The 20,607-nt window shown below is 60.3% G+C and carries 16 protein-coding genes and 1 pseudogene; 4 read left to right on the forward strand and 13 right to left on the reverse strand.

Annotated features, from left to right (window positions below; genetic code table 11):
- The first annotated feature begins 300 nt into the window (after positions 1–300).
- Both G5S42_RS34900 and G5S42_RS34905 read left to right on the forward strand, forming a co-directional pair.
- Positions 301–1,641 carry an MFS transporter gene (locus G5S42_RS34900; RefSeq protein WP_176111298.1) on the forward strand — a complete coding sequence of 447 codons (1,341 nt, stop codon included), beginning with the start codon at positions 301–303 and terminating at the stop codon, positions 1,639–1,641.
- Positions 1,642–1,690: 49 nt separating this feature from the next.
- Positions 1,691–3,557: pseudogene (locus G5S42_RS34905) on the forward strand (MGH1-like glycoside hydrolase domain-containing protein).
- Here G5S42_RS34905 and G5S42_RS34910 read toward each other — a convergent pair.
- On the reverse strand, positions 3,538–4,932 hold the full coding sequence (locus G5S42_RS34910; protein WP_176111299.1) for an MFS transporter: 1,395 nt from the start codon (positions 4,930–4,932) through the stop codon (positions 3,538–3,540). The pseudogene G5S42_RS34905 and the gene G5S42_RS34910 sit on opposite strands and share 20 nt — an antisense overlap.
- Before the next feature lie 131 nt (positions 4,933–5,063).
- On the opposite strand from G5S42_RS34910, the gene G5S42_RS34915 reads away from it, so the two are divergent.
- Positions 5,064–5,990: a LysR family transcriptional regulator gene (locus G5S42_RS34915; RefSeq protein ID WP_176111300.1), complete on the forward strand. Its 927-nt coding sequence runs from the start codon at positions 5,064–5,066 to the stop codon at positions 5,988–5,990.
- Positions 5,991–6,114: 124 nt separating this feature from the next.
- Here G5S42_RS34915 and pstS read toward each other — a convergent pair whose 3' ends face one another.
- Together pstS and G5S42_RS34930 are read right to left on the reverse strand one after the other, a co-directional pair.
- Entirely contained in the window at positions 6,115–7,149 is a 1,035-nt protein-coding gene (gene pstS, locus G5S42_RS34920) for a phosphate ABC transporter substrate-binding protein PstS (protein WP_176111301.1), read from the reverse strand.
- 409 nt (positions 7,150–7,558) lie between these two features.
- Positions 7,559–8,311 carry a lipoyl protein ligase domain-containing protein gene (locus G5S42_RS34930; RefSeq protein ID WP_176111303.1) on the reverse strand — a complete coding sequence of 251 codons (753 nt, stop codon included), beginning with the start codon at positions 8,309–8,311 and terminating at the stop codon, positions 7,559–7,561.
- 331 nt (positions 8,312–8,642) lie between these two features.
- Here G5S42_RS34930 and G5S42_RS34935 point away from each other — a divergent pair, with 331 nt between their 5' ends.
- The gene (locus G5S42_RS34935; RefSeq protein WP_176111304.1) at positions 8,643–9,908 is read left to right on the forward strand and encodes an MFS transporter; all 1,266 of its coding nucleotides are present in this window, start codon (positions 8,643–8,645) and stop codon (positions 9,906–9,908) included.
- An 82-nt stretch (positions 9,909–9,990) separates the two neighbouring features.
- Here G5S42_RS34935 and G5S42_RS34940 read toward each other — a convergent pair whose 3' ends face one another.
- The 10 genes from G5S42_RS34940 to G5S42_RS34985 all read right to left on the reverse strand — a co-directional run bounded on the left by G5S42_RS34940 (position 9,991) and on the right by G5S42_RS34985 (position 20,576).
- Complete coding sequence (locus tag G5S42_RS34940; protein WP_176111305.1) at positions 9,991–10,839, reverse strand: 3-hydroxybutyryl-CoA dehydrogenase; 849 nt, start codon at positions 10,837–10,839, stop codon at positions 9,991–9,993.
- A 37-nt stretch (positions 10,840–10,876) separates the two neighbouring features.
- Complete coding sequence (locus tag G5S42_RS34945) at positions 10,877–11,545, reverse strand: TetR family transcriptional regulator (protein WP_176111306.1); 669 nt, start codon at positions 11,543–11,545, stop codon at positions 10,877–10,879.
- 50 nt (positions 11,546–11,595) lie between these two features.
- A complete protein-coding gene (locus tag G5S42_RS34950; protein WP_176111307.1) occupies positions 11,596–12,450 on the reverse strand; it encodes an SDR family oxidoreductase in 855 nt (284 codons plus the stop codon).
- 98 nt (positions 12,451–12,548) lie between these two features.
- Entirely contained in the window at positions 12,549–13,385 is an 837-nt protein-coding gene (panC, locus tag G5S42_RS34955) for a pantoate--beta-alanine ligase (protein WP_176111308.1), read from the reverse strand.
- Between the two features lie 36 nt (positions 13,386–13,421).
- Positions 13,422–15,092 (reverse strand): electron transfer flavoprotein-ubiquinone oxidoreductase, encoded by a 1,671-nt coding sequence (locus tag G5S42_RS34960; RefSeq protein ID WP_176111309.1) that lies wholly within the window; start codon positions 15,090–15,092, stop codon positions 13,422–13,424.
- A gap of 183 nt (positions 15,093–15,275) precedes the next feature.
- On the reverse strand, positions 15,276–17,201 hold the full coding sequence (gene cysN, locus G5S42_RS34965; RefSeq protein ID WP_176111310.1) for a sulfate adenylyltransferase subunit CysN: 1,926 nt from the start codon (positions 17,199–17,201) through the stop codon (positions 15,276–15,278).
- A complete protein-coding gene (cysD, locus tag G5S42_RS34970; protein ID WP_176111311.1) occupies positions 17,201–18,103 on the reverse strand; it encodes a sulfate adenylyltransferase subunit CysD in 903 nt (300 codons plus the stop codon). Before cysD ends, cysN begins: the two co-directional genes overlap by 1 nt.
- Before the next feature lie 24 nt (positions 18,104–18,127).
- The gene (locus G5S42_RS34975; RefSeq protein ID WP_176111312.1) at positions 18,128–18,901 is read right to left on the reverse strand and encodes a 3'(2'),5'-bisphosphate nucleotidase CysQ; all 774 of its coding nucleotides are present in this window, start codon (positions 18,899–18,901) and stop codon (positions 18,128–18,130) included.
- Entirely contained in the window at positions 18,898–19,407 is a 510-nt protein-coding gene (locus G5S42_RS34980) for a VOC family protein (protein ID WP_176111313.1), read from the reverse strand. Before G5S42_RS34980 ends, G5S42_RS34975 begins: the two co-directional genes overlap by 4 nt.
- On the reverse strand, positions 19,407–20,576 hold the full coding sequence (locus G5S42_RS34985) for a sulfotransferase family protein (protein WP_176111314.1): 1,170 nt from the start codon (positions 20,574–20,576) through the stop codon (positions 19,407–19,409). The genes G5S42_RS34980 and G5S42_RS34985 overlap by 1 nt, the downstream gene beginning before the upstream one ends.
- Between the last annotated feature and the right edge of the window lie 31 nt (positions 20,577–20,607).

Below are 20,607 nucleotides of genomic sequence, written 5' to 3' on the forward strand. Positions count from 1 at the left end.
CCGTGTATCTGCGGCAACACCTCGTCGCTTGAGCTGGGGACGCGTCGGCTTGGGCATCGCAGACAGCAAGTTGGCCGACGTGCGACGGCGGCTGCTGATTCAATATCTCACCTCGTTCGCGGACATTCAGCCATACGACGTGCCGGCGCTGCGTTTGACGTGGGTACTCGCCCGACGGCAAGGAACGCACTGCCCTCGCATGCATAAGCCAGATCAAATGTCCTAATCTTTCTCTGCAGCCCCGTAAGCTAGCAAGCATTGACCGGGCAGCAAAATGCGCGACGCCCATGGACCTCTGACATGCCGCTATCCAGTCCAGCCCGGAATGTGTCGACCAGACCGCCCGCCCCTCGCCTGACGACGCTCAGTCACATACAGATCGCGTCGCTGTGGTTCGCGCTGTTTACCCAATGGATGACGGTCGTTCCGGTGCTGGTGCCGTCACAGGTCGCCGAAATGCTCGGACGCGATGCCGCATTGAAGGAAGGTGTGGCCGGCTCCGTCATTGCGTGCGGCGCATTCGTTGCAATGATCGTGGCGCCGCTGGCCGGCGCCCTGTCAGATCGCTCCATCGCAAAACATGGACGTCGGCGATCGTTTCTCGTCACCGGCGTGTTCGGCACTGCGGTTGCCCTGGTATGGCTTGCTTCATTCAACAGAGGGGCGAGCGTATGGCTTTATGCACTCGCGTTCCTGCATCTGCAGTTCTGGTGGAACTGGGCGGCGGGTCCGTATGCCGGGCTGGTGCCCGATGTCGTGCCAAAACGGGAAACCAACCGCGCGAGCGCGTGGCTCAACGTGATGTCCGTGCTCGGCACCATCAGTGGCAACGTGGTGCTCGTCGTGCTCTATTCGCCGGGCCGCCTGTATCCGACGGTGGCCACGTTCATTGCGATCATGCTGCTCTGCATTTGGCTGACGATTCGCGGCTCGCGCGAGCCGACGCCTGTCAGATCCCATGAACGGTTCGAACTCCTCGCGTTCATGCGCTCGTTCTATCTCGATCCGCGCCTCCACCGAAACTTTTACTGGGTGCTGGTGACCCGTCTGTTCGGCAACATGGGAATCTGGTCGATCTTCACCTTCATGTTGTACTACCTGCAGGACGTGATCGGCATTCGTCATCCGACCGGTGTGATGAACGGGCTTCTTGGTGTCGGCGTGGTGCTGGCGATCCCGGCCAGCCTGTTGGGCGCAAGGCTCGCCGACCGCCACGGCGCGGTCCCCGTCGTCCGCCTGACAAGCTGGATCATGGCCGGAGCCGCAATCGGCTTTGTCATGCTGGCGGTGCATCCGAACCTGTTGCTGGTGATCGCAGTCGGACTCGTTTTCTGCGCCGCTTACGGGACCTATCAAGCCGTCGACTGGGCGCTCGCACTGCAAGTGTTGCCAGACGATGCATCCAGCGGCAAGGACATGGGCATCTGGCAAGTGTCGATGGTGCTGCCGCAGATCCTCGGCCCCGCCGCGACCGGGTGGATGCTGTCGTGGGTCAAGGCGCTTGCTGGTGCCGGAACCGCCTACGTCGTCGCGTTCGTCGTCGCAGCGGGGTGGTTCGTGCTCGCGGCGTGGTTCGTCTCGCACATCAGGATTGCTTCGCAGCAGCACGTATCCACCGGGCTCGCCGGGCGATCGTCGTAGGGCGACCGCCCGCCTGTTGCAGGTTCATCCGGCCGTTACGGAGGCAGAAATGGCTCTCGCAGACGTCGATGTCACGGAACAAAAACGCTTGAACGACGCGCATGCGGCGCAGGTGCCGTGGAAGCAGTGGGGGCCGTACTTGAGCGAGCGGCAATGGGGAACCGTCCGCGAGGACTACAGCGATGATGGCGACGCCTGGAACTATTTCACCCACGATCAGGCGCGCTCGCGCGCCTACAGGTGGGGAGAAGACGGGCTCGGCGGACTATCCGACGACCAGCAGCGACTCTGCTTCGCGCTCGCACTCTGGAACGGGCGCGACCCGATTCTGAAGGAACGCCTGTTCGGGCTCACCAATAGCGAAGGCAATCATGGCGAGGACGTGAAAGAGTATTACTTCTATGTCGACAACACGCCCACGCACTCGTACATGAAGTATCTGTACAAGTACCCGCAGCAGGAATATCCGTACCTCGACCTGGTCGAGACGAACCGCAAGCGATCGCGAGAAGAACTCGAGTACGAACTGCTCGATACCGGCGTGTTCGATGACGACCGCTATTTCGATGTGTTCGTCGAGTACGCGAAGCGCGATCCACAAGACATCCTGGTGCGGATTTGCATGCACAACCGCGGACGGGACGCCGCGCAGCTTCGAATCCTGCCAACGCTATGGTTTCGCAATACATGGTCGGAGAACCACGACGATCCCAGGCCGTCGCTGTGCGAAGAGGCGCCAGGCGTCATTCGAGCGCGCCATCATGAACTGGGCGACTACTGGCTCTATTGCGAAGGCGCGACCGAACTGCTGTTCACGGAGAACGAAAGCAATGCACGGCGTCTGTGGAATCAACCCATTGCTTCGCCCTATGTGAAAGACGCATTCCACGCGTATGTGATCGGCGGACAACGGGAGGCGGTGAATCCGGCCAAAACGGGAACCAAGGCGGCGGCCCATTACGTATGCAACATACCCGGCCGCGACAGCGTGACGATCCGGCTGCGCCTGAGCGCGATAAGCCGCGACAACGCGTTCGACGGCTTCGAGCACCTTCAACGAACGCATTGCCGATGCTGACGAGTTCTACGAGCGCATCGCGCCGAAATCGCTGACGGAAGCAGATTCGGTGACGCGGTATCCGAAACTGATGGAGCTGATCGCCCAATTCCGCAAACGCTACCCGGAGCTGCTCGCCCACGTGGCTCCGACGGATACGGGCTTCATCGGCCATCGGGAGCGCAGGCTCCTGTCGATCCTGAACAGACGCAAGCTCGAACGCGTGCTCGGATACCTGCTCGACGAGAACGAGTTCCTCGGACCGCATGGCATCCGTTCGCTCTCCCGCTATCACCTCGAGCATCCGTATGTGCTCAACATCGGTGGGACTGGTTACAAAGTGCAGTACCTGCCGGCCGAATCGAATACGGGCATGTTCGGCGGGAACTCCAATTGGCAAGGTCCGGTATGGATGCCGGTGAACCTGCTCGTTGTCAGGGCACTGATGAACCTCTACAGCTTTTTCGGCGACGAATTCAAGGTTCAATGCCCGAGCGGGTCCGGGCATTACATGGCGCTTTTCGAGGTGACACAGGAAATCGTCCGGCGACTGACGGGTACCTTCCTGCGCGATGCGGATGGAACACGTCCCGTCTACGGCGGAACCAGCAAGTTTCAGGACGATCCGCACTGGCGCGACCTGATCCTGTTCTACGAGTATTTCCACGGCGACAACGGTGCAGGGCTCGGGGCCAGTCATCAGACGGGCTGGACGGGCCTCGTCGCACCTCTGTTGGACATGTTCGGGCGGATCGACGCTCGAGCCGTGCTCGACAGCGACCGCTGGCGCGTGATGGCCGGCGCTTCCGCGCATGAGGCAGGCGGCGGCGACAATGCTCTCAACGCGCACCGTCCGTGACCATCGATCCGGACGTCTTGAGGCCCATGACTATGCTCAGGAGGCTCAAAAGCGTCACAGTAGCGGCCAGGATCGCGGCCAGATGCAGACCTTCGGCAAGATGGTCGAACTCCGGCCGCACAAGGGCGCCGAACAAGCCCACGCCGAGCACGCCGCCAATCTGACGCGCGGTGTTCAACACGCCGGACGCAATGCCCATGTACGACGGTTCCACGTGCGCCAGCACCGCGGTGTTGATCGACGGCACCGCGAGCGCCACACCGACCCCAACACTCAGCAGAGGCAACGCGACTGCTAGCGCGCTGCTATCCACCCGCACGAACGCAAGCGAAACATAGCCGAGCGCGGCCAGTGCCTGGCCGACAAGCATCGGCAGGCGATAACCGAAGCGCGCCGTCAGCGAGCCCGACGCGACGTTTGCGACCGCGACCACCGCCGTCATCGGCAGGAACGCGAGGCCGGTTTCGAGCGGCGTGTCGTGACGCGCGCTCTGGAAAAACAGACTCATCGCAAACATCAGTCCGTAGTAGCCGAAATTCAGCGACAGCCCCGTTAGCGCGCTGACGTTCACCGCGGCATGGCGGAACAGCGCGAGCGGTAAAAGCGGCTGCGCCTGCCGCGCCTCGACGATGACGAACAGGCCGCCCGCAACGGTCGCGACGGCCATTCCCGTCAATACGGTCATGCTGGTCCAGCCCAGTCTGCCGCTTTCGACAACCGCATACGTCAGCCCGACCAAAGCAACGACGGCAAGCGTCTGGCCGGCCAGGTCGATGCGACGGGTCGCACGACCCTGCGTGTCGGGTGCATGAGCGATGGTCAGCCAGATGCCCGCGACGCCAATGGGCACGTTGATCAGAAAAATGGCCGGCCAGCCGAAGCGGTCGACGAGCACGCCGCCGACCAGCGGACCCGCCCCGAGCGCGAGCGCCGCCGTGCCCGCCCAGACGCTGACCGCCCTGGCCCGTGCATGCGGCTCCGGAAACGCCGCGCCGAGCAGCGCCAGCGACGACGGCACGCACAGCGCCGCGCCGATGCCCTGCACCACCCGCGACCCAACCAGCAGCACCGCGCCATCCGACAGCCCGCACCCCACCGATGCGCAGGTAAACACCACGAACCCGGCGACAAACATGCGGCGCGCGCCGAACCGGTCGGCCAACGCGCCGGCGGTCAGCAGCAGACTTGCGAACGCCAGCGTGTACGCGTTGACGACCCATTCCAGCGCCGTCGAATCGAGGCCGAGGCCATCGCGCATTCGTGCGAGCGCGACGTTCACCACCGTGACGTCGAGACAGATGATGACGAAGCCGAGGCTCGTCGCGAGCAAGGCAAGGCGTGGTGACCGGGCCGGTGAGCTGAGCTGTTTGCGCATGATGTCCGTGCGTGAAGTCGGGCGATGCGGCACCGGAATGGGCCGCAAGCGTCGTGTACGCGGACTGTATTCCCACAGCGAAGATTGATAAACGGACGGCAAATAGCAACAGAACCAATTATTATTGGGGAATGGATCTCCTCAAAGCGATGACTGTGTTCGTGCGCGTAGTCGAAAGCGGCAGCCTGACGGCGGCGGCGGTGGCATGCGATCTGTCGCCGACGATGGTCGGCAATCACCTTCAGGCGCTGGAAACGCGGCTAGGCGCGACACTCATCCATCGCACCACGCGCAAGCAGCAGATCAGCGCGTTTGGGCAGGCCTACTATGAACGATGCATCGAGATCCTCGGGCTGATCGACGATTCGGAACGGCTCGCGCTCGATCACCTCGCGACGCCACGCGGACGGCTGCGCGTAACCGCGCCCGTCGTGTTCAGCAACGAATGCCTGATGCCGGTGATCGCGGACTACTGCGAGCGTTATCCCGATGTGACGCTCGATATCGTCGCCACCGATGCGCTGTCGGACCTGCTCGACGACGGCTTCGAAGCGGCGGTTCGGATCGGCGCGCTGGGCAATCCGGATCTCGTCGCGCGGCCTCTGCAGCCGTACCGTCTGGTGTTGTGCGCGTCACGCGGGTATCTGGCAACGCATGGCACGCCGTCATCGCCCGACGCGCTGCGCGCGCATCAGTGCCTGACGTACGCGTATCCGCCGCGCTCGGAATGGCACGCGGCGCAGGCCGAATGGAGCTTGCAGGGTCCGGACGGCCGCGTGAGCGTGCCCGTCGACGGCAGGCTGAGGATCGACAATTCTGAAGCGCTGCGACGGGCGGTGTTGCGCGGCCTGGGCATCGCCATGCTGCCCGAGATCCTGGTGGCCGCGGATCTGCGAGCGAAACGGTTGGTAGAAGTGCTGCCGGCGTTTGCCGCGCCCGAGCGGCCGCTGAACTTGCTGTATCTGCGTGAGCGGCGGACGTCGCCGAAGCTTCGGAGCTTTATTGAATTTATGGTCGAGCGCTTCGGCGCGGAAGTGGCATCGCACAACGGCGCTTGACCAACCCAATAAAAGACCGTCACGCGCACGTTACCCGCCTCGATGCGGCCTTAATTTGATCTGGGTCAGTTGATCTCCCCCATGACCGACCACGATCTGTTTGAGGCGGGTCCCAACGAGGCCTTCACTGAAACACCGGTTTTCCCGACGCATCCTTGACCCTGGTCTTCCACTGCCCGCGGATTTCCGACACGACCGAATCCGGCAGCGAGATGTAGTCGAGATCGCTGGCGGCCTGCCCGCCGTTCTTGAACGCCCAGTCGAAGAACTTCAGCGTTGCCGCGCCCTGCGCCGGCTTGTCTTGCGTCGCGTGAAGCAGCACGAAGGTCGCGCCGACGACCGGCCATGCGTCCTTGCCGGGCTCGTTGGTCAGGATCTGGTAGAACGACGTTTTCCAGTCCGCGCCCGAGGCGGCCGCCTTGAAGGTCTCGGTTTTCGGCGCAACCACCGCACCGGCCGAGTTCTTCAGGCTGGCGTAGACCATGTTGTTCTGCTTCGCATACGCCCACTCGACATAGCCGACCGCGCCCGGCAGCCGTTGCACGAAGGCGGCAACACCGTCATTGCCCTTGCCGCCCGTACCGGTCGGCCAGTTCACCGTCGTGCCTTCGCCGACCTTCGACTTCCACTCCGGGTTCACCTTCGACAGAAAGTTCGTCCAGATGAAGCTCGTGCCCGAACCGTCTGCGCGGCGTACCACGGCGATGTCCGTATCCGGCAGTTTCATGCCCGAATTCAGCGCGGCGATCGCCGGATCGTTCCATTTCTTGATCTTGTTCAGATAGATGTCGCCGAGCACGGCACCCGACAGAACCAGTTGACCCGGCTTCACGCCAGGCAGGTTCACGACCGGCACCACGCCGCCCACCACCGTCGGGAACTGGAACAGGCCAGTCTTCGCCAGTTCGTCGTCCTTCATCGGTGCGTCGGAGCCTGCGAAATCCACGGTCTTCGCGAGGATCTGCTTGATGCCGCCCGCTGACCCGATGCCCTGGTAGTTGACCTTGCCGCCCCCCGCCTTATGGTAGGCGTCGGCCCACTTGTTATAGATCGGGGCTGCAAAAGTGCTGCCCGCACCGGTGATGTCGACGGTTTGCGCTTGCGCGGCCGCGAGGGGTAGAGCAACGGCAAGAACTGCAATTCCTCGTTTGAACAGCATGGTTTGCCTCCACGAGATTGACTGACCGGATCAATGGTTGCAGCAAGCTTCGCTCCGCGACGCAATTCCTCAACTACGCATCCAGCGGGCCCAGGGTACTTGCGCTGGACACCCGCAGCTTGCGCGGGCGCGCGGTGTTCTTGCGATGATGCATTTCAATTCGCCCCAGCACGTCCGGGTCTGTATTGAGCGTTTCCAGAAGGTTGCGCCCTTTGCTCGGCTTTACGCACCCGGCACGACTGCCCATCGCTCGAACCTTCAAACTTAAGCACTTCAGGTTACATTCCGTTGACAGCCGCCGCGCTCCGTTCAGTGCGGCCGGAGCGCGGCATCGTTCGATATCAGGGAGAATTGCTCGCCGCTTGCCGCCCACTACACCGACTGAGCCGAGGGAGTCCTGCCAAGCGGGTTACTGCGTATCGGTCGGCAGTGGAATGTCGGTGAGACTGTCCTCGATCGCAGCCGACACGGCTGGCATCAGCGGCTCCCTGCCGATCCCAGCCCCTCCCAGCGCTTGCAGCACAGTGACGATCTTGTTTGCGTCGTATCGACGGCCACTGCCCACTACCTCTTCGAAGGCGTTGGCCCGCTGGTTCGCCTCATCCGGATCGGCACTGACAAGCAATACGGCATGCGCGAGCACCAGATGGCCCCGTCCATCGCTCGTCCGCATCGCGGCTGGCGCCTGTCGCCAATACTGCGCCGTGCCAGCAATCTTGCGAGCGTCAGTGTCGACTCCCCAAGCCAAATTGAAGCGACCGTCGCAAAATGAACCGTCCACTGCCTGGTAATGGGTCGTGACGCCGATCACGCGCAGCGCGCTCCCGATGACTTCGCATAAGTGCAGGTACACCGCCTCGCTCATTTTGCTCGGCTGCTGCTCGACGAAATAAGCCAGACTCAAATTTAGAATCCCCGGACCCTGCGGTACGAGGCCGCCGCCCGACATGCGTAGCCAGACGGGGCATCCGCCGCGAAGAAAAGCGGAGCGTGCAGATTCGAACTGGGGGTAACGCAGATAGCTGCGCGGTACCACCAAAGACTTCGGCGCTTCCCATAATTGGGCAACAGTGCGGCCACGCGCCGCTAAGTCCAGCAATGTGTGCTCTGCTTGAAGGGGGTCGTGGACGGTCGGATCGGGTTGGATGAATTCGAATGACATAGTCAAAACGCGAAACAGAGCAACTCTCAGGATCGGTTGCAAGACGAAATGGCCGAAGCCTCGTCGTTTCCAACGAGGAATGTGACATCAGTTTCTGAGCCGGTCAACGTTGACGTCGAACGGGCGCGCGATGCTTCACCGACTTTGAACGTCAGCACCGGCGTCTTCTTCTCACGACGGTGGAAATCAAAATCGGCATTGACAGGTTGCGTCAGGCGTGTTCATATTTATGCACCATATTCTAATTTTCGCACCCAGTGCATCGATCCCGGCATCCACGTAAAGCGATCTGCACCCAGCAAGACGCGTAATGTCCACAGCCTGAACCCCAATGTCTTCCACGAAACCACAACCCGAGCCCGGCCCGCTTCGCTATCGCCCGTTTCGCGCAATATGGATGGCAATGTTGGCGGCGAGCCTTGGCGCCTGGGTGCAGAACGTTGGGGCAGCATGGTTGATGACTTCGCTCACGACGTCCCCGGTGATGATTGCACTGACCCAGGCTGCGACCACGATGCCGGCCTTCCTGCTCGGGATGCCGGCAGGAGTACTCGCCGATTCGATGGATAAGCGCCGCCTCTTGCTAGCCGCGCACTGTTGGATGCTGGTCTCGTCGATCTTTTTTTATGTTCTGTTGATGCTGGATGCAATCGATCCAGTCAGACTGCTGATCTTCACCTTTTTGCTCGGTTCAGGCAGTGCCGTATCAGTTCCGGCCTGGCAATCCTCAACCGCGGAAGCAGTGCCTCGATCGGCGTTGCTCTCTGCGATCGCTCTCAATGGAGTCGCTTTCAATGGCGCGCGCGCAGTGGGCCCGGCATTGGCAGGGGCAGTCATCGCTGGGATAGGATCGTATGCAGTGTTCGCACTAACGACCGGGCTATTTTCGGTCGCAGTGACCATCTTTTTGCTTTGGTACAAGCCGGAAAAAGAACAAGTCGTTTCAAAGCAGGAGCGTCTGGTAAGCGCGATGTGCGTGGGCGTACGCTATGTGCTTGGTTGCGGTGTTTTGCGCGGACATCTGGTTCGCACATTCACCTTTGTAGTTAGCGCAAGCGCGTTGTGGGCGCTATTGCCGATCGTAGCGAAAAATAATCCAGGTTTGGGCGGCGGCGGGTACGGCACGATGCTGGGGAGTATGGGAGCAGGCGCCGTGGCTGGTGGAATTGCACTTGGTCGGGTACGCCGCTATCTGGCGCTCAATAGTCTGGTCTGCGGTGCGTCTGTGTTGTTCGGCATTGCGACGCTGACCGCCGCCTATGTGCAGTACAGCGCACCTATATATCTGTCCCTGCTCGTCGGGGGTGCCGCGTGGATCACATTCAACTCCACCGTCTCTTCGGCCTTCCAGGCGACTCTTCCCGCTTGGGTGCGAGCTCGGGCGTTAGCAGTTTTTTTGCTCACGTTCCAAGGCTCAATGGCATTGGGTGCATTGATATGGGGTGTTTGTGCGGATCAATTTGGTGTCTCGAAGACGCTAACTGCCGCTGCCTTGCTGATGCTCGCCGGACCGCTGCTCTTGCGGCGACACCCAGTGCGCATGGAGGCCGAGTTGATGCCTCCATCCACAATGATTGAATCGCAAGGCGGTAGTTGAAACCCGCAGCAAGATCAGTAGTGGTTATCCGTATTCGGCCGCAAAATCCCTGTTGCCACTCAGCTTACGCTGCCAGGCGGCTTCAGTACTTGTAGACCCCGCAACCGGCTTTTCGCCCTAGCCGTCCCGCCGCAACCAGCTCCCGCAATAGCGGGCATGCGCGATACTTGGAATCGCCGAAGTCTTTCAGATAAACATCCATGACAGAAAGACAAACGTCTAGCCCGACCAGGTCGGCGAGCGCGAGTGGCCCGATCGGGTGATTCGCACCGAGCTTCATTCCGGCGTCGATTTCTTCCGCGGTGGCGACGCCTTCCGCTAGCACGAAAAACGCCTCATTGATCATTGGCACGAGGATACGGTTCACTACGAAGCCTGGCGAGTTGGTCACGCCTATCGGAGTCTTGCCGAGCCGTTCAGTCAACTCGCGCACCGCATTGACAGTGGAGTCGGTGGTTTGCAGTCCACGGATGACCTCCACGAGCGTCATTAGCGGTACAGGGTTGAAGAAATGCATGCCGATGAAACGTGTCGGATCAGTAAGCACCGCACCAAGCGCGGTGATTGAAATCGACGACGTGTTCGACGCAATGATCGCATCGGCACGCGCCACGGACTCGATTTGCTTCAGGATGCGCATCTTCAGATCAACGTTCTCGGTTGCTGCTTCGATAATGATGTCTGCAGTCGAGAGGCGCTGATAGTCAGTGGAAGTTTCGATACGGGTTAGCGCAGAATCACGTGACGCCGCGTCCAGCTTTCCCTTGTCGACGAGACGCCCGAGATTCGCCGTCAAGGTTGACAGGCCCTTTGAGAGCGCCGTCTCGTTGACATCGGTCACGACTACGTTGAGACGCGCCACCGCGGCGACCTGAGCGATGCCATTGCCCATTGTTCCGGCACCGACTACAGCTAGCGTTTTGAAAATCATATGTTCTCTCCTTAGATCGAGGTTATCTTGTTCCTCTTCATCGACGAATGCCGGCTTCGGACGCCAGCCCGCCGCGAGCCGCGAACAACGAGGGGCTCTCTATAAACCATGATGACAAGGCCTTTCGCACGATCTTTCCGGCAAGCAGCTTTTCGGCTCCCGCAGGAGGCGGAATGATCAAGCTGCGGCGGAAGTATCCTGTCAGGCAAGCATGAATAAAAGTTGCCTCGAACGCGTAGTCGAGATCCTCAGATGTACCTGGCGGCTTTGCGATGCGTGCCAAGGTCGTCTCGATCGAGTACTGTGCAAGAAGCGCCGACTCCCTGAACATCGATGCCGGCAAAGTGCAATCGCCATCAATTTCCGTAGTGGACAGCGCGATCGAATACAACCGCCGCTTTGTCCCTATCCGTAGCACATCGACCAACCGCCGCTCGAGCTCGACACGCAACGCATCGATGGTTGCGATCGCGGCTTCTGCGCCGCACACAGTGAATGCGTCCAGCGGAAGTTCCGAGCGTTCGAACAGCGCGCTTACGAGCGACCACTTGTTCGTGAAGTGACCATAGATGGCGCCACGAGTCATACCGCTCGCACGAGCAATGTCCTCGAGGGTCGTCGACGCGACACCACGTTCGAAGAAAAGGCATTCCGCGCTATCGAGTAGCTTCTCGCGTGTAGCGAGTCCTTGCAATTTCCGCTTCATTGCTTGCCCTCGACGGTCGACGGATGCACATTTTCTTCGCCATCAGTGATTCACAGACGGTCTGCGAAGAGACACTCAGCAGCAGTGCGGCCTTTCGACACCGAGTCCATGAACATCACGTCACGGGGGCTCGATACAAGGTGCTGACCTCCGTCAACGACCAATGTCGTGCCCGTGACGCCATGCGCATTCGCGAGATACGCCGCCGCTTCGACGATGTCCTCCGGTCGCGAACCGCGCAGTAGCGGCGTCATCTTATGGACTGTGTCGAATTGCGCCTGTGTTTGATCGCCCGACACTAACGTCAATCCCGGAGCCAGCCCCACGACTCTGATTTTCGGAGCGAGAGCCTGCGCAAGTGCGACGGTCGCGTTGGCTAGCGCAGCCTTGGTCGCCGTGTAGGAGATGTAGTCGGGGTTCATGTTGAACAGCTTCTGGTCGAGCACGTTCACCACCACACCGCGTTTCGCTTCGTCCGATACCGCGCTGTCCGGCACCACCTCGAAGAGTCCTCGCGCCAACGCCAGCGGCGCGGCGACGTTGATCGCCATGAGTTCGAGCAACCGCGCATAATCGAATGTTTGGGCGGTATCTTCATCGAACCGTGACGCACAGTTCAGCACGCAGTCAAGTCGACCGAAGGCCTTCACGCACGCCGGTACCAGTTGCTTGACCTGTTCCTCGATCGCCAGATCAGCGCATAGGGCAACCGATCTGCGACCCTGCAACTTGATGTGGTCGACAACCTGTCGGGCTTCCTGTTTTGACTCGTGATAGTGCACCGCGACATCCCACCCTCGCGCAGCGAAACCGAGCGCAAGCGCCCGCCCGATCCGTCTGGCGGCGCCTGTTACGAGTACTGCGCGGCGGGAGGACCCGCCGTGATCCGAGTCTGATTCGATCATGTCAAACGGCCGGATTGGGAAGGCACGTGACTAGCCTTCGGATTGGCACCCTGCCCTGCTGGTCCAGAAGCGCGGCGACAAGGCTATGCATGGAGAACTCAAATTTCCATGTTGTCGATCAGTCGCGTGTTGCCGAGGCGCGCAGCGGCAAGGATAACCAGCTTGCTGTCATCGGCCTCCTGCGCCGTGGGTGATCGCAGATTGGCCTGCTTGCGCACCGAGATGTAATCCGGCTGCCAGCCCCGATCGACCAACGTGGAGAACGCGCGTCGTTCGATACCCTGAATATCTTTCTCTCCGCTCAAAACCTTGTCGCGGATCTGGTTCAGGAGCCGATACAACGTTGGCGCCTCGACCCGCTCCTCGGGCGTCAGGAAACGATTGCGAGAGGATAAGGCAAGACCGTCGCAATCACGGATGGTTTCGCCCGCTATCACGTCCGTCGGCATCGCGAACTGCTTGCACATCTCCCGAACAATCATCAATTGCTGGTAGTCCTTTTTCCCGAAAACGGCGACACGCGGTTGGGCGCACAACATCAGCTTCATCACCACCGTGCACACACCCTGGAAAAACCCGCGCCGGAATTCACCCTCCAGCATGTCGCCAATGCCGCCAGGCGGCTGCACTCGATACTCCTGCGGCTGAGGGTATAGATCCTCTTCCGTAGGGGCAAAGACGACATAGACGTTCTCCTTCTGGAGCTTCTCGATGTCCGCCTCCAGCGTTCGCGGATAGCGCGCAAAATCCTCCTCCGGCCCGAACTGCAGCGGATTGACGAAGATGCTCGTGACGACAGGATCCCCATGCTGCCGGGCGAGCCGGATAAGCGACAAATGCCCTTCGTGCAAATTGCCCATGGTCGGCACGAATGCGGTACGGTTTTGCCCGCGCAACTGCGCGCGCAGCTCGTCGATTGAGCGAATCAGTTTCATTCTGAGACTTACCTCTGAGACCTGGCTGACATCTGCTTACATGTTTGGATAGTTCGGACCGCCGCCGCCTTCCGGCGTGACCCACACGATGTTCTGGGTCGGGTCCTTGATGTCGCAGGTCTTACAGTGCACGCAATTCTGCGCGTTGATTTGCAGACGGTCCTCGTCCTGCTCGTCCTTCACGTACTCGTAGACGCCTGCTGGACAGAAGCGGGTTTCTGGGCCTGCATACGTTCGCAGATTGACGTTCACCGGCACACTCGCGTCCCTGAGCGTGAGATGCGCCGGCTGATTCTCTTCGTGATTCGTATTCGAAATGAAAACAGACGACAGACGGTCGAACGTGAGTTTGCCGTCCGGCTTTGGATACTCGATCGGCTTGCACTGCGAGGCGGGTTTCAGCATTTCGTGATCGCGATGCCGGTGATGCAGCGTCCAGGGCACATTACCGCCCAGCACTTTCTGCTCGATGCCCACCATCAGCGTGCCGAGGTACAGGCCTTTGCTCATCCACTGCTTGAAGTTGCGCGCCTTGTACAGCTCCGTGTAGAGCCACGACTGCTTGAACGCCTCCGGATAGGCCGCGAGTTCGTCGTGCTGGCGGCCAGCCTGCAACGCATCGAAGGCGGCATCCGCGGCCAGCATGCCGGTCTTGATCGCTGCGTGACTGCCCTTGATGCGCGATGCGTTCAGGAAGCCGGCATCGTCACCCACGAGTGCGCCGCCCGGGAATACCAGCTTAGGCATCGACATCAGGCCACCGGCTGTGATCGCACGCGCACCATACGACACGCGCTTGCCGCCCTGCAGGAACTTGCGGATTTCCGGGTGCGTCTTGTACCGCTGGAACTCCTCGAATGGCGATAGATAGGGGTTCTGATACGCGAGACCGACGACAAAACCCACCATCACCTGGTTGTTGTCGATGTGGTACAGAAACGAGCCGCCATAGGTGTCCGACTCCAGCGGCCAGCCAGCCGTGTGAACCACCAGACCCGGCTGATGTTTCGAAGGATCGATTTCCCACAGCTCCTTGATGCCGATGCCATAGACCTGTGGATCGGCGTTCTTGCCGAGATTGAAATTCTCGTCGAGCTGACGGCCAAGATGACCGCGGCAGCCTTCGCAGAACAGCGTGTACTTCGCGTGCAACTCCATCCCGAGCTGGAAGTTCTCGGTGGGCTCGCCGTCTTTGCCAATGCCCATGTTGCCGGTGGCGACGCCCTTGACCGAGCCGTCCTCGTTGTAGAGGACTTCAGCGGCCGGGAAGCCCGGGAAAATCTCCACGCCCAGTGCCTCGGCCATTGTCCCAAGCCAGCGCGTGACATTCGCGAGGCTGATCACGAAGTTGCCGTGGTTCTTGAAGTTGTCCGGCAATGCCCAGTTCGGGACCGACTTCGCACCGGTTTCCGAAAGGAAAAGGAACTTGTCTTCGGTCACGGCGACGTTCAGCGGCGCGCCCTGTTCCTTCCAGTCGGGTATCAGTTCATCGAGCGCGCGTGGGTCCATGACCGCGCCCGAGAGGATATGCGCTCCGATCTCCGAGCCTTTCTCCAGCACACAGACGCCAATCTCGGCGTTCTTTTCGGCTGCCAGCTGCTTCAGGCGGATCGCCGCGGAGAGGCCTGCGGGACCGCCGCCGACGATGACCACGTCGTATTCCATCGACTCGCGCGGCCCATAGCCTTGCTGATTGCTTTCCGCCATCCCCACTGCCTCCTTGACGCGTCGAAACGTCCCGATACCTGTTGGACTGTCGCCCGAGTGGGCGATGTCAACACGGGAATTGCGCTCTGCGTCTCCCGTGGTCGACAGCAGGGAGTATATATAAATGAATGGCGTATAACAATATGAACGCAAGACGCGCGAGGCACGCCGCCCCGCGACGTCTCAGAGCGGCGATCCCCTCGACACGTCAAGGAATCCCGCGGTCTGCAACTTCTGGAAGATCGTCTCTACAGCAACCTCGGCAGAACTGGTCGTGGTATTAATGTGGATTTCGGGCTTCACCGGCGCCTCGTAGGGCGAATCGATGCCAGTGAAGTTCTTCAACTCTCCGCGACGCGCTTTCTTGTAGAGTCCTTTCGGATCGCGCTGCTCAGCCACTTCCAATGGCGTGTCGATGAAGACCTCGATGAACTCACCCTCCTCCATGAGCTCGCGCGCCAGTGCGCGCTCTGCACGAAACGGCGAAATGAATGCGGTAATGACGATCACGCCGGCGTCGGCCATCAATTTCGCCACCTCGGCAATGCGCCGGATATTTTCGACGCGGTCTTCGGCCGTGAAGCCGAGATCCTTGTTCAATCCATGCCGAACATTGTCCCCATCGAGCAGATAGGTTCGCTTGCCCATTGCATGCAAGCGTTTCTCGAGCAGATTCGCAATCGTCGATTTACCCGCACCAGAAAGCCCTGTCAGCCAGACGACGCCGCTCTGATGCCCATTGAGGGTCCGTCGCGCATGTTTGTCGACTTCCAGCGTCTGCCAGCGAATATTGCTCGCACGGCGCAGTGCGAAGCGCAGCATACCCGCACCGACCGTGCTATTGGTCATGCGGTCAATAACGATGAAACCGCCCGTCTCGTGGTCCCGCTCGTATGGATCGAAAGCGATCGGACGGTCAAACTCCAGTTCGGCGACGCCGATTTCGTTCAACGCGAGAGTCTCAGCGGCGACGTGATCGAGCGTCTCGACATTGAGCTTGTATTTCAGCGGCAATATCGTTGCCGTGACGGTCCGAGTGCCGATCTTCAGCAGGTAGCTGCGCCCCCGGAGCATGGGTTGATCGCTCATCCATACGAGCGTTGCTTCGAACTGGTCGGCAACCTGCGCTGGCGAATCGGCCGCTGAAATCAGATCGCCACGAGAGACATCCACTTCGTCGGCGAGCAGAAGCGTCACCGACTGTTCCGCGAAGGCCTCGTCGAGATCTCCATCGGCCGTCACGATTCTTGCGACGGTGGTTTCCCGCCCTGACGGCTGAACTTGCACACGCTGCCCGACGCGTACGACACCGGACGCAATAGTTCCTGCAAACCCACGGAAATCAAGGTTCGGGCGGTTGACCCACTGCACCGGGAAACGCAATGGCAGGGTCTGCAAACGGGCTTCGTCGATCTCGACAGTATCGAGGTGATGCATCAAGGACGGCCCGTCGTACCATGGCGTCTTTGTGCTCCTTTCAACAACGTTGTCGCCATTTACGCCCGAAATCGGAATTGCCGTCACATCGGATATACCGATTTTTTTTGCAAATTCGCAATACTCGCGTGAAATTTCGTCGAACCGCTCACGGGAGTAATCAACCAGGTCCATCTTGTTCACCGCAAGAACCACGTTGCGAATGCCGATCAACGACACGAGATAGCTATGCCGTCGCGTTTGCTGCAACAAGCCTTTGCGTGAATCGACGAGGATGATGGCGAGATCCGCCGTGGAAGCCCCCGTTATCATGTTGCGGGTGTACTGCTCATGCCCGGGCGTATCGGCAACGATGAACTTGCGGCGGTCCGTCGAGAAAAACCGGTAGGCGACGTCGATGGTGATGCCCTGCTCGCGCTCGGCAGCCAGACCGTCGAGCAGCAGCGCGTAGTCTATTTCCCCACCACGCGTACCGACCTTCTTCGAATCGGCTTCGAGCGCGGCAAGCTGATCCTCGAATAGCATCCTGGATTCATAGAGCAAACGGCCAATCAACGTGCTCTTGCCGTCATCCACGCTCCCGCATGTGATGAAACGCAGAAGGCTCTTCTTTTCATGCTGCTTCAGGTACCCTTCGATATCGGTCCCGATCAGCTCAGAGACGTGTGCCATTAAAAGTACCCCTCCTGTTTCTTCCGCTCCATCGATGCGGCGCCGTCGTGATCGATCACGCGACCCTGGCGCTCTGAGGTCATCGTCAAGAGCATTTCCTGAATGATTTGCGGCAATGTCGTGGCGTTCGACTCGACCGCACCGGTCAGCGGATAGCAACCCAGCGTGCGAAAACGCACCATTCTGTGCTCTGCCTTTTCGTGCGGCGAAAGCGGCATGCGGTCGTCGTCCACCATCACCAGCGTGCCGCCCCGATTCACTACGGGTCGCCGCGCCGCGAAATATAGCGGCACGATCGAGATGTTCTCGAGGTAGATGTACTGCCAGATGTCCAGCTCGGTCCAGTTTGAGATGGCAAACACGCGGATCGACTCGCCATGGTTCTTGCGCGCGTTATAAAGGCGCCACAGTTCGGGTCGTTGACTCTTCGGGTCCCATTGATGGCTAGCTGTACGGAATGAAAAAATTCGCTCCTTCGCACGCGATTTCTCTTCGTCCCTGCGAGCGCCCCCCAAAGCGGCGTCGAAGCCGTACTTATCGAGCGCCTGCTTCAGGCCCTGTGTCTTCCACATGTCGGTGTGAATCTGCGAACCATGATCGAACGGATTGATTCCAAGCTCTTTCGCTTCCGGATTCTGGTGGACGATTAGCTCCATTCCGGCCTCGCGAGCCATCCGGTCACGCATCGTGTACATGTCGCGAAACTTCCACGTGGTATCGACATGCAGGAGCGGAAACGGGGGCGGCGCCGGGTAAAACGCCTTTTTTGCCAGATGGAGCATGCAGGCGCTGTCCTTGCCGATCGAGTAAAGCATCACAGGGCGCTGTGACTCAGCGACGACTTCTCGCATGATATGAATGCTCTCGGCTTCGAGCCGCCGCAGGTGAGTCAATGTGGGCATGGCAAATCCTTTTACAAAGGCGATTCACTGCGCGGCTGCGATGGCGGCCAGCATCAGTTCGGCGATCTCCGCTCGACATATGAGCAGATCGGGCATCGAAACGTCCGACCCGTTATAGATGCATGGACTACCGTCGATGCGGCTCGCATGAAGTCCGGCCGCAAGCGCGACCCCTACCGGAGCGCACGAATCCCATTCATATTGCCCGCCGGCATGAAGATATGCGTGCGCCTCGCCACGCAGCACTGCCATTGCCTTTGCGCCTGCCGAACCCATCGGCACGAGTTCGGCATTCAAGCGCTGGGCAACCCGTAGTGCCAGTTCGGGGGCGCGGGAACGGCTCACGAGAATTTTTAGACGCCCCTCAGGCGCTGGGGGCAACTCAGGCGGCGATAAAGTTCCGAACGTGACGCCACGAGCCGGAAGCGCGACAGCACAAGCGCGCGGCTCGCCGCAAACCGTCAGTGCGACATGGACCGCCCAGTCGTCGCGCCGCTCGAGGCATTCGCCATACTCGCGCGTGCCATCGAGCGGGTCGATGATCCATACACGATCGAGGGCTAGCCGCTTTGGATCCAGTGCGGACTCTTCCGACAGGAAGCCGTCTGCCGGTCTGGTGTGAGCGAGAATGTGCGTGATCAGCTCGTTTGCCGTGGCATCGCCCGCTGCTCCCAGTGGTTTGCCCGCAAGGACCGCCGACGCGCGTATCGCGTTCAACGCAGCTCCGGCCGCCGTAGCAATGTGCACGGCCAGGCGGTGATCGTCGTCAACCGCATGCACGGGGCCAGCCGTGTTCATCGAACCGCTCCATTGCGAGGCACCTGTTCCATCGCGGCGAGACCCGCTGGTGTGTACCAGATGTGTTCGATATAGTGACCCAGCGTTGCCCTGTGATCTGTGTAGAAGTACCGGGCGGACCCAGGCGACTGACCGTCGATGACGATGGGCACGCCCGCGGCAGCCATTTCGCTACGCTGCGTTTCGAACGCCGCTTCGCTATCGATCAACTGCGCGATGTGGTGATGGCGAACCGCGGATCCGTCTCGCGGCAGCGCATCACGATACACACGGTCGTCGCCGGATAACGGCTCGATGAGTTCGAGCTGAACCGATCCGACGAATGCAAGCGCGATGTTCAGCTTGCAGTGATGCCCGGCGATCGACTCGATTTCAATGCCGGGCAAGCGCGCCCACGTCCGCACATTCTGTTCCCTGCAAAAGTAGTCAATTGCCTTGTCCACGTCGGTGGTGACGTACGCAATCTGCAGAAAGCCGGAAAACGGAGAAAGTGAGAGCGTGCTCATCATTGCAGTCCATAGGTAGTCATGTAGCGGGAGAATCGCTCCCGGATCGCCTCGGTTGCAAGGCCGAATTCGGCTTGGGTATATTTATGCACACCATGAGCGCGTTCAGGGCTCTGCTCAACTCGCCGGCGCATTGCTTCCATCGTTTCCTCGGTCAGTTGAAAGCCGAAGTGACCGTAAATCCGCCGCATCGTACCAATCGGATCGGCGTGAAGGTCGGCTTGGCTGATATCTAGGAACTGCTTCTTCGGCAAGGACGCGCGCGCCGCCATTGCTGCTTCGCTGGCCCATGCCCAATTATCGAGTTCGCGCGCGCCGATCTCGTGCCTGTCGACTTGCTCGCCCTCGGAAATTCGACGCGCCATCGCCAGCACGCTCGCGAGCGAAGGCAGCGCCTCCACGGGATTCCGATGTGTCTGGACCACGCATGCATCGGGAAAAACCTCGAACAGTGCGGGCAACTGCATCAGGTGGCCGGGATTTTTCAGGAGCCACGTTTTTTCGCGGTCGCGCGCGCCGATCAGACTGAGCGTCTTTGCAAAGTAGCGATAGGCAGGTAATTCGCTCTGCTCGCGCCACCAGCGATCGTATTGAGGTACGCGGAAGGACGATCCCCACAAGTTGCTGCAAAAGCCCTGTTTGAGTATTTCGAGGCATTCATCGACCTCGTCGGCGACGATGTTATGCGCTGCCCGCATCTCTGGCGCCGACCTGAAAAAGGCCTCCAGTCCGGCCGCGGTCGCCTGGAACTGAACGTAGTTGATCCAGGTGTCGCGCGGCGGCCGTGGCTGCGGAAAGACCGTCAGCCACTTTTCCAAACCCTGAAATTGCGGGTCGACCGAAAGCAACTTGTGCAATGCGGTCGTGCCGGTCCGAGGTATCCCGGTGATGACGAGCGGACGCCGCGGAGTCTGGGACAAGACATCGGCATGCTTGCGCAGGCCCTCCACTAGCGTCAGGCGCGAGACCAAAGCACCGACAACTGCGTTCCACGCAAATTCCCGGCCCCCTGGCGCGAAGCGCGGGCCATCTTCGTCGAAAGCGTTCAGAAGTTGCGTCAGGCCGGGCATGTATTCGGCGCTGGAGCCGAAATCGCTCGAGCCAGTAACGGCACTCGCGACTGCATGAAGCTCATCCTCCGCACCCGAAAATCGTTTTGATGGCGACATCTATCGTCTCCTGAAGATCCCTTAATCGCGC

The organism is Paraburkholderia youngii (assembly GCF_013366925.1).
Taxonomy (GTDB): domain Bacteria; phylum Pseudomonadota; class Gammaproteobacteria; order Burkholderiales; family Burkholderiaceae; genus Paraburkholderia; species Paraburkholderia youngii.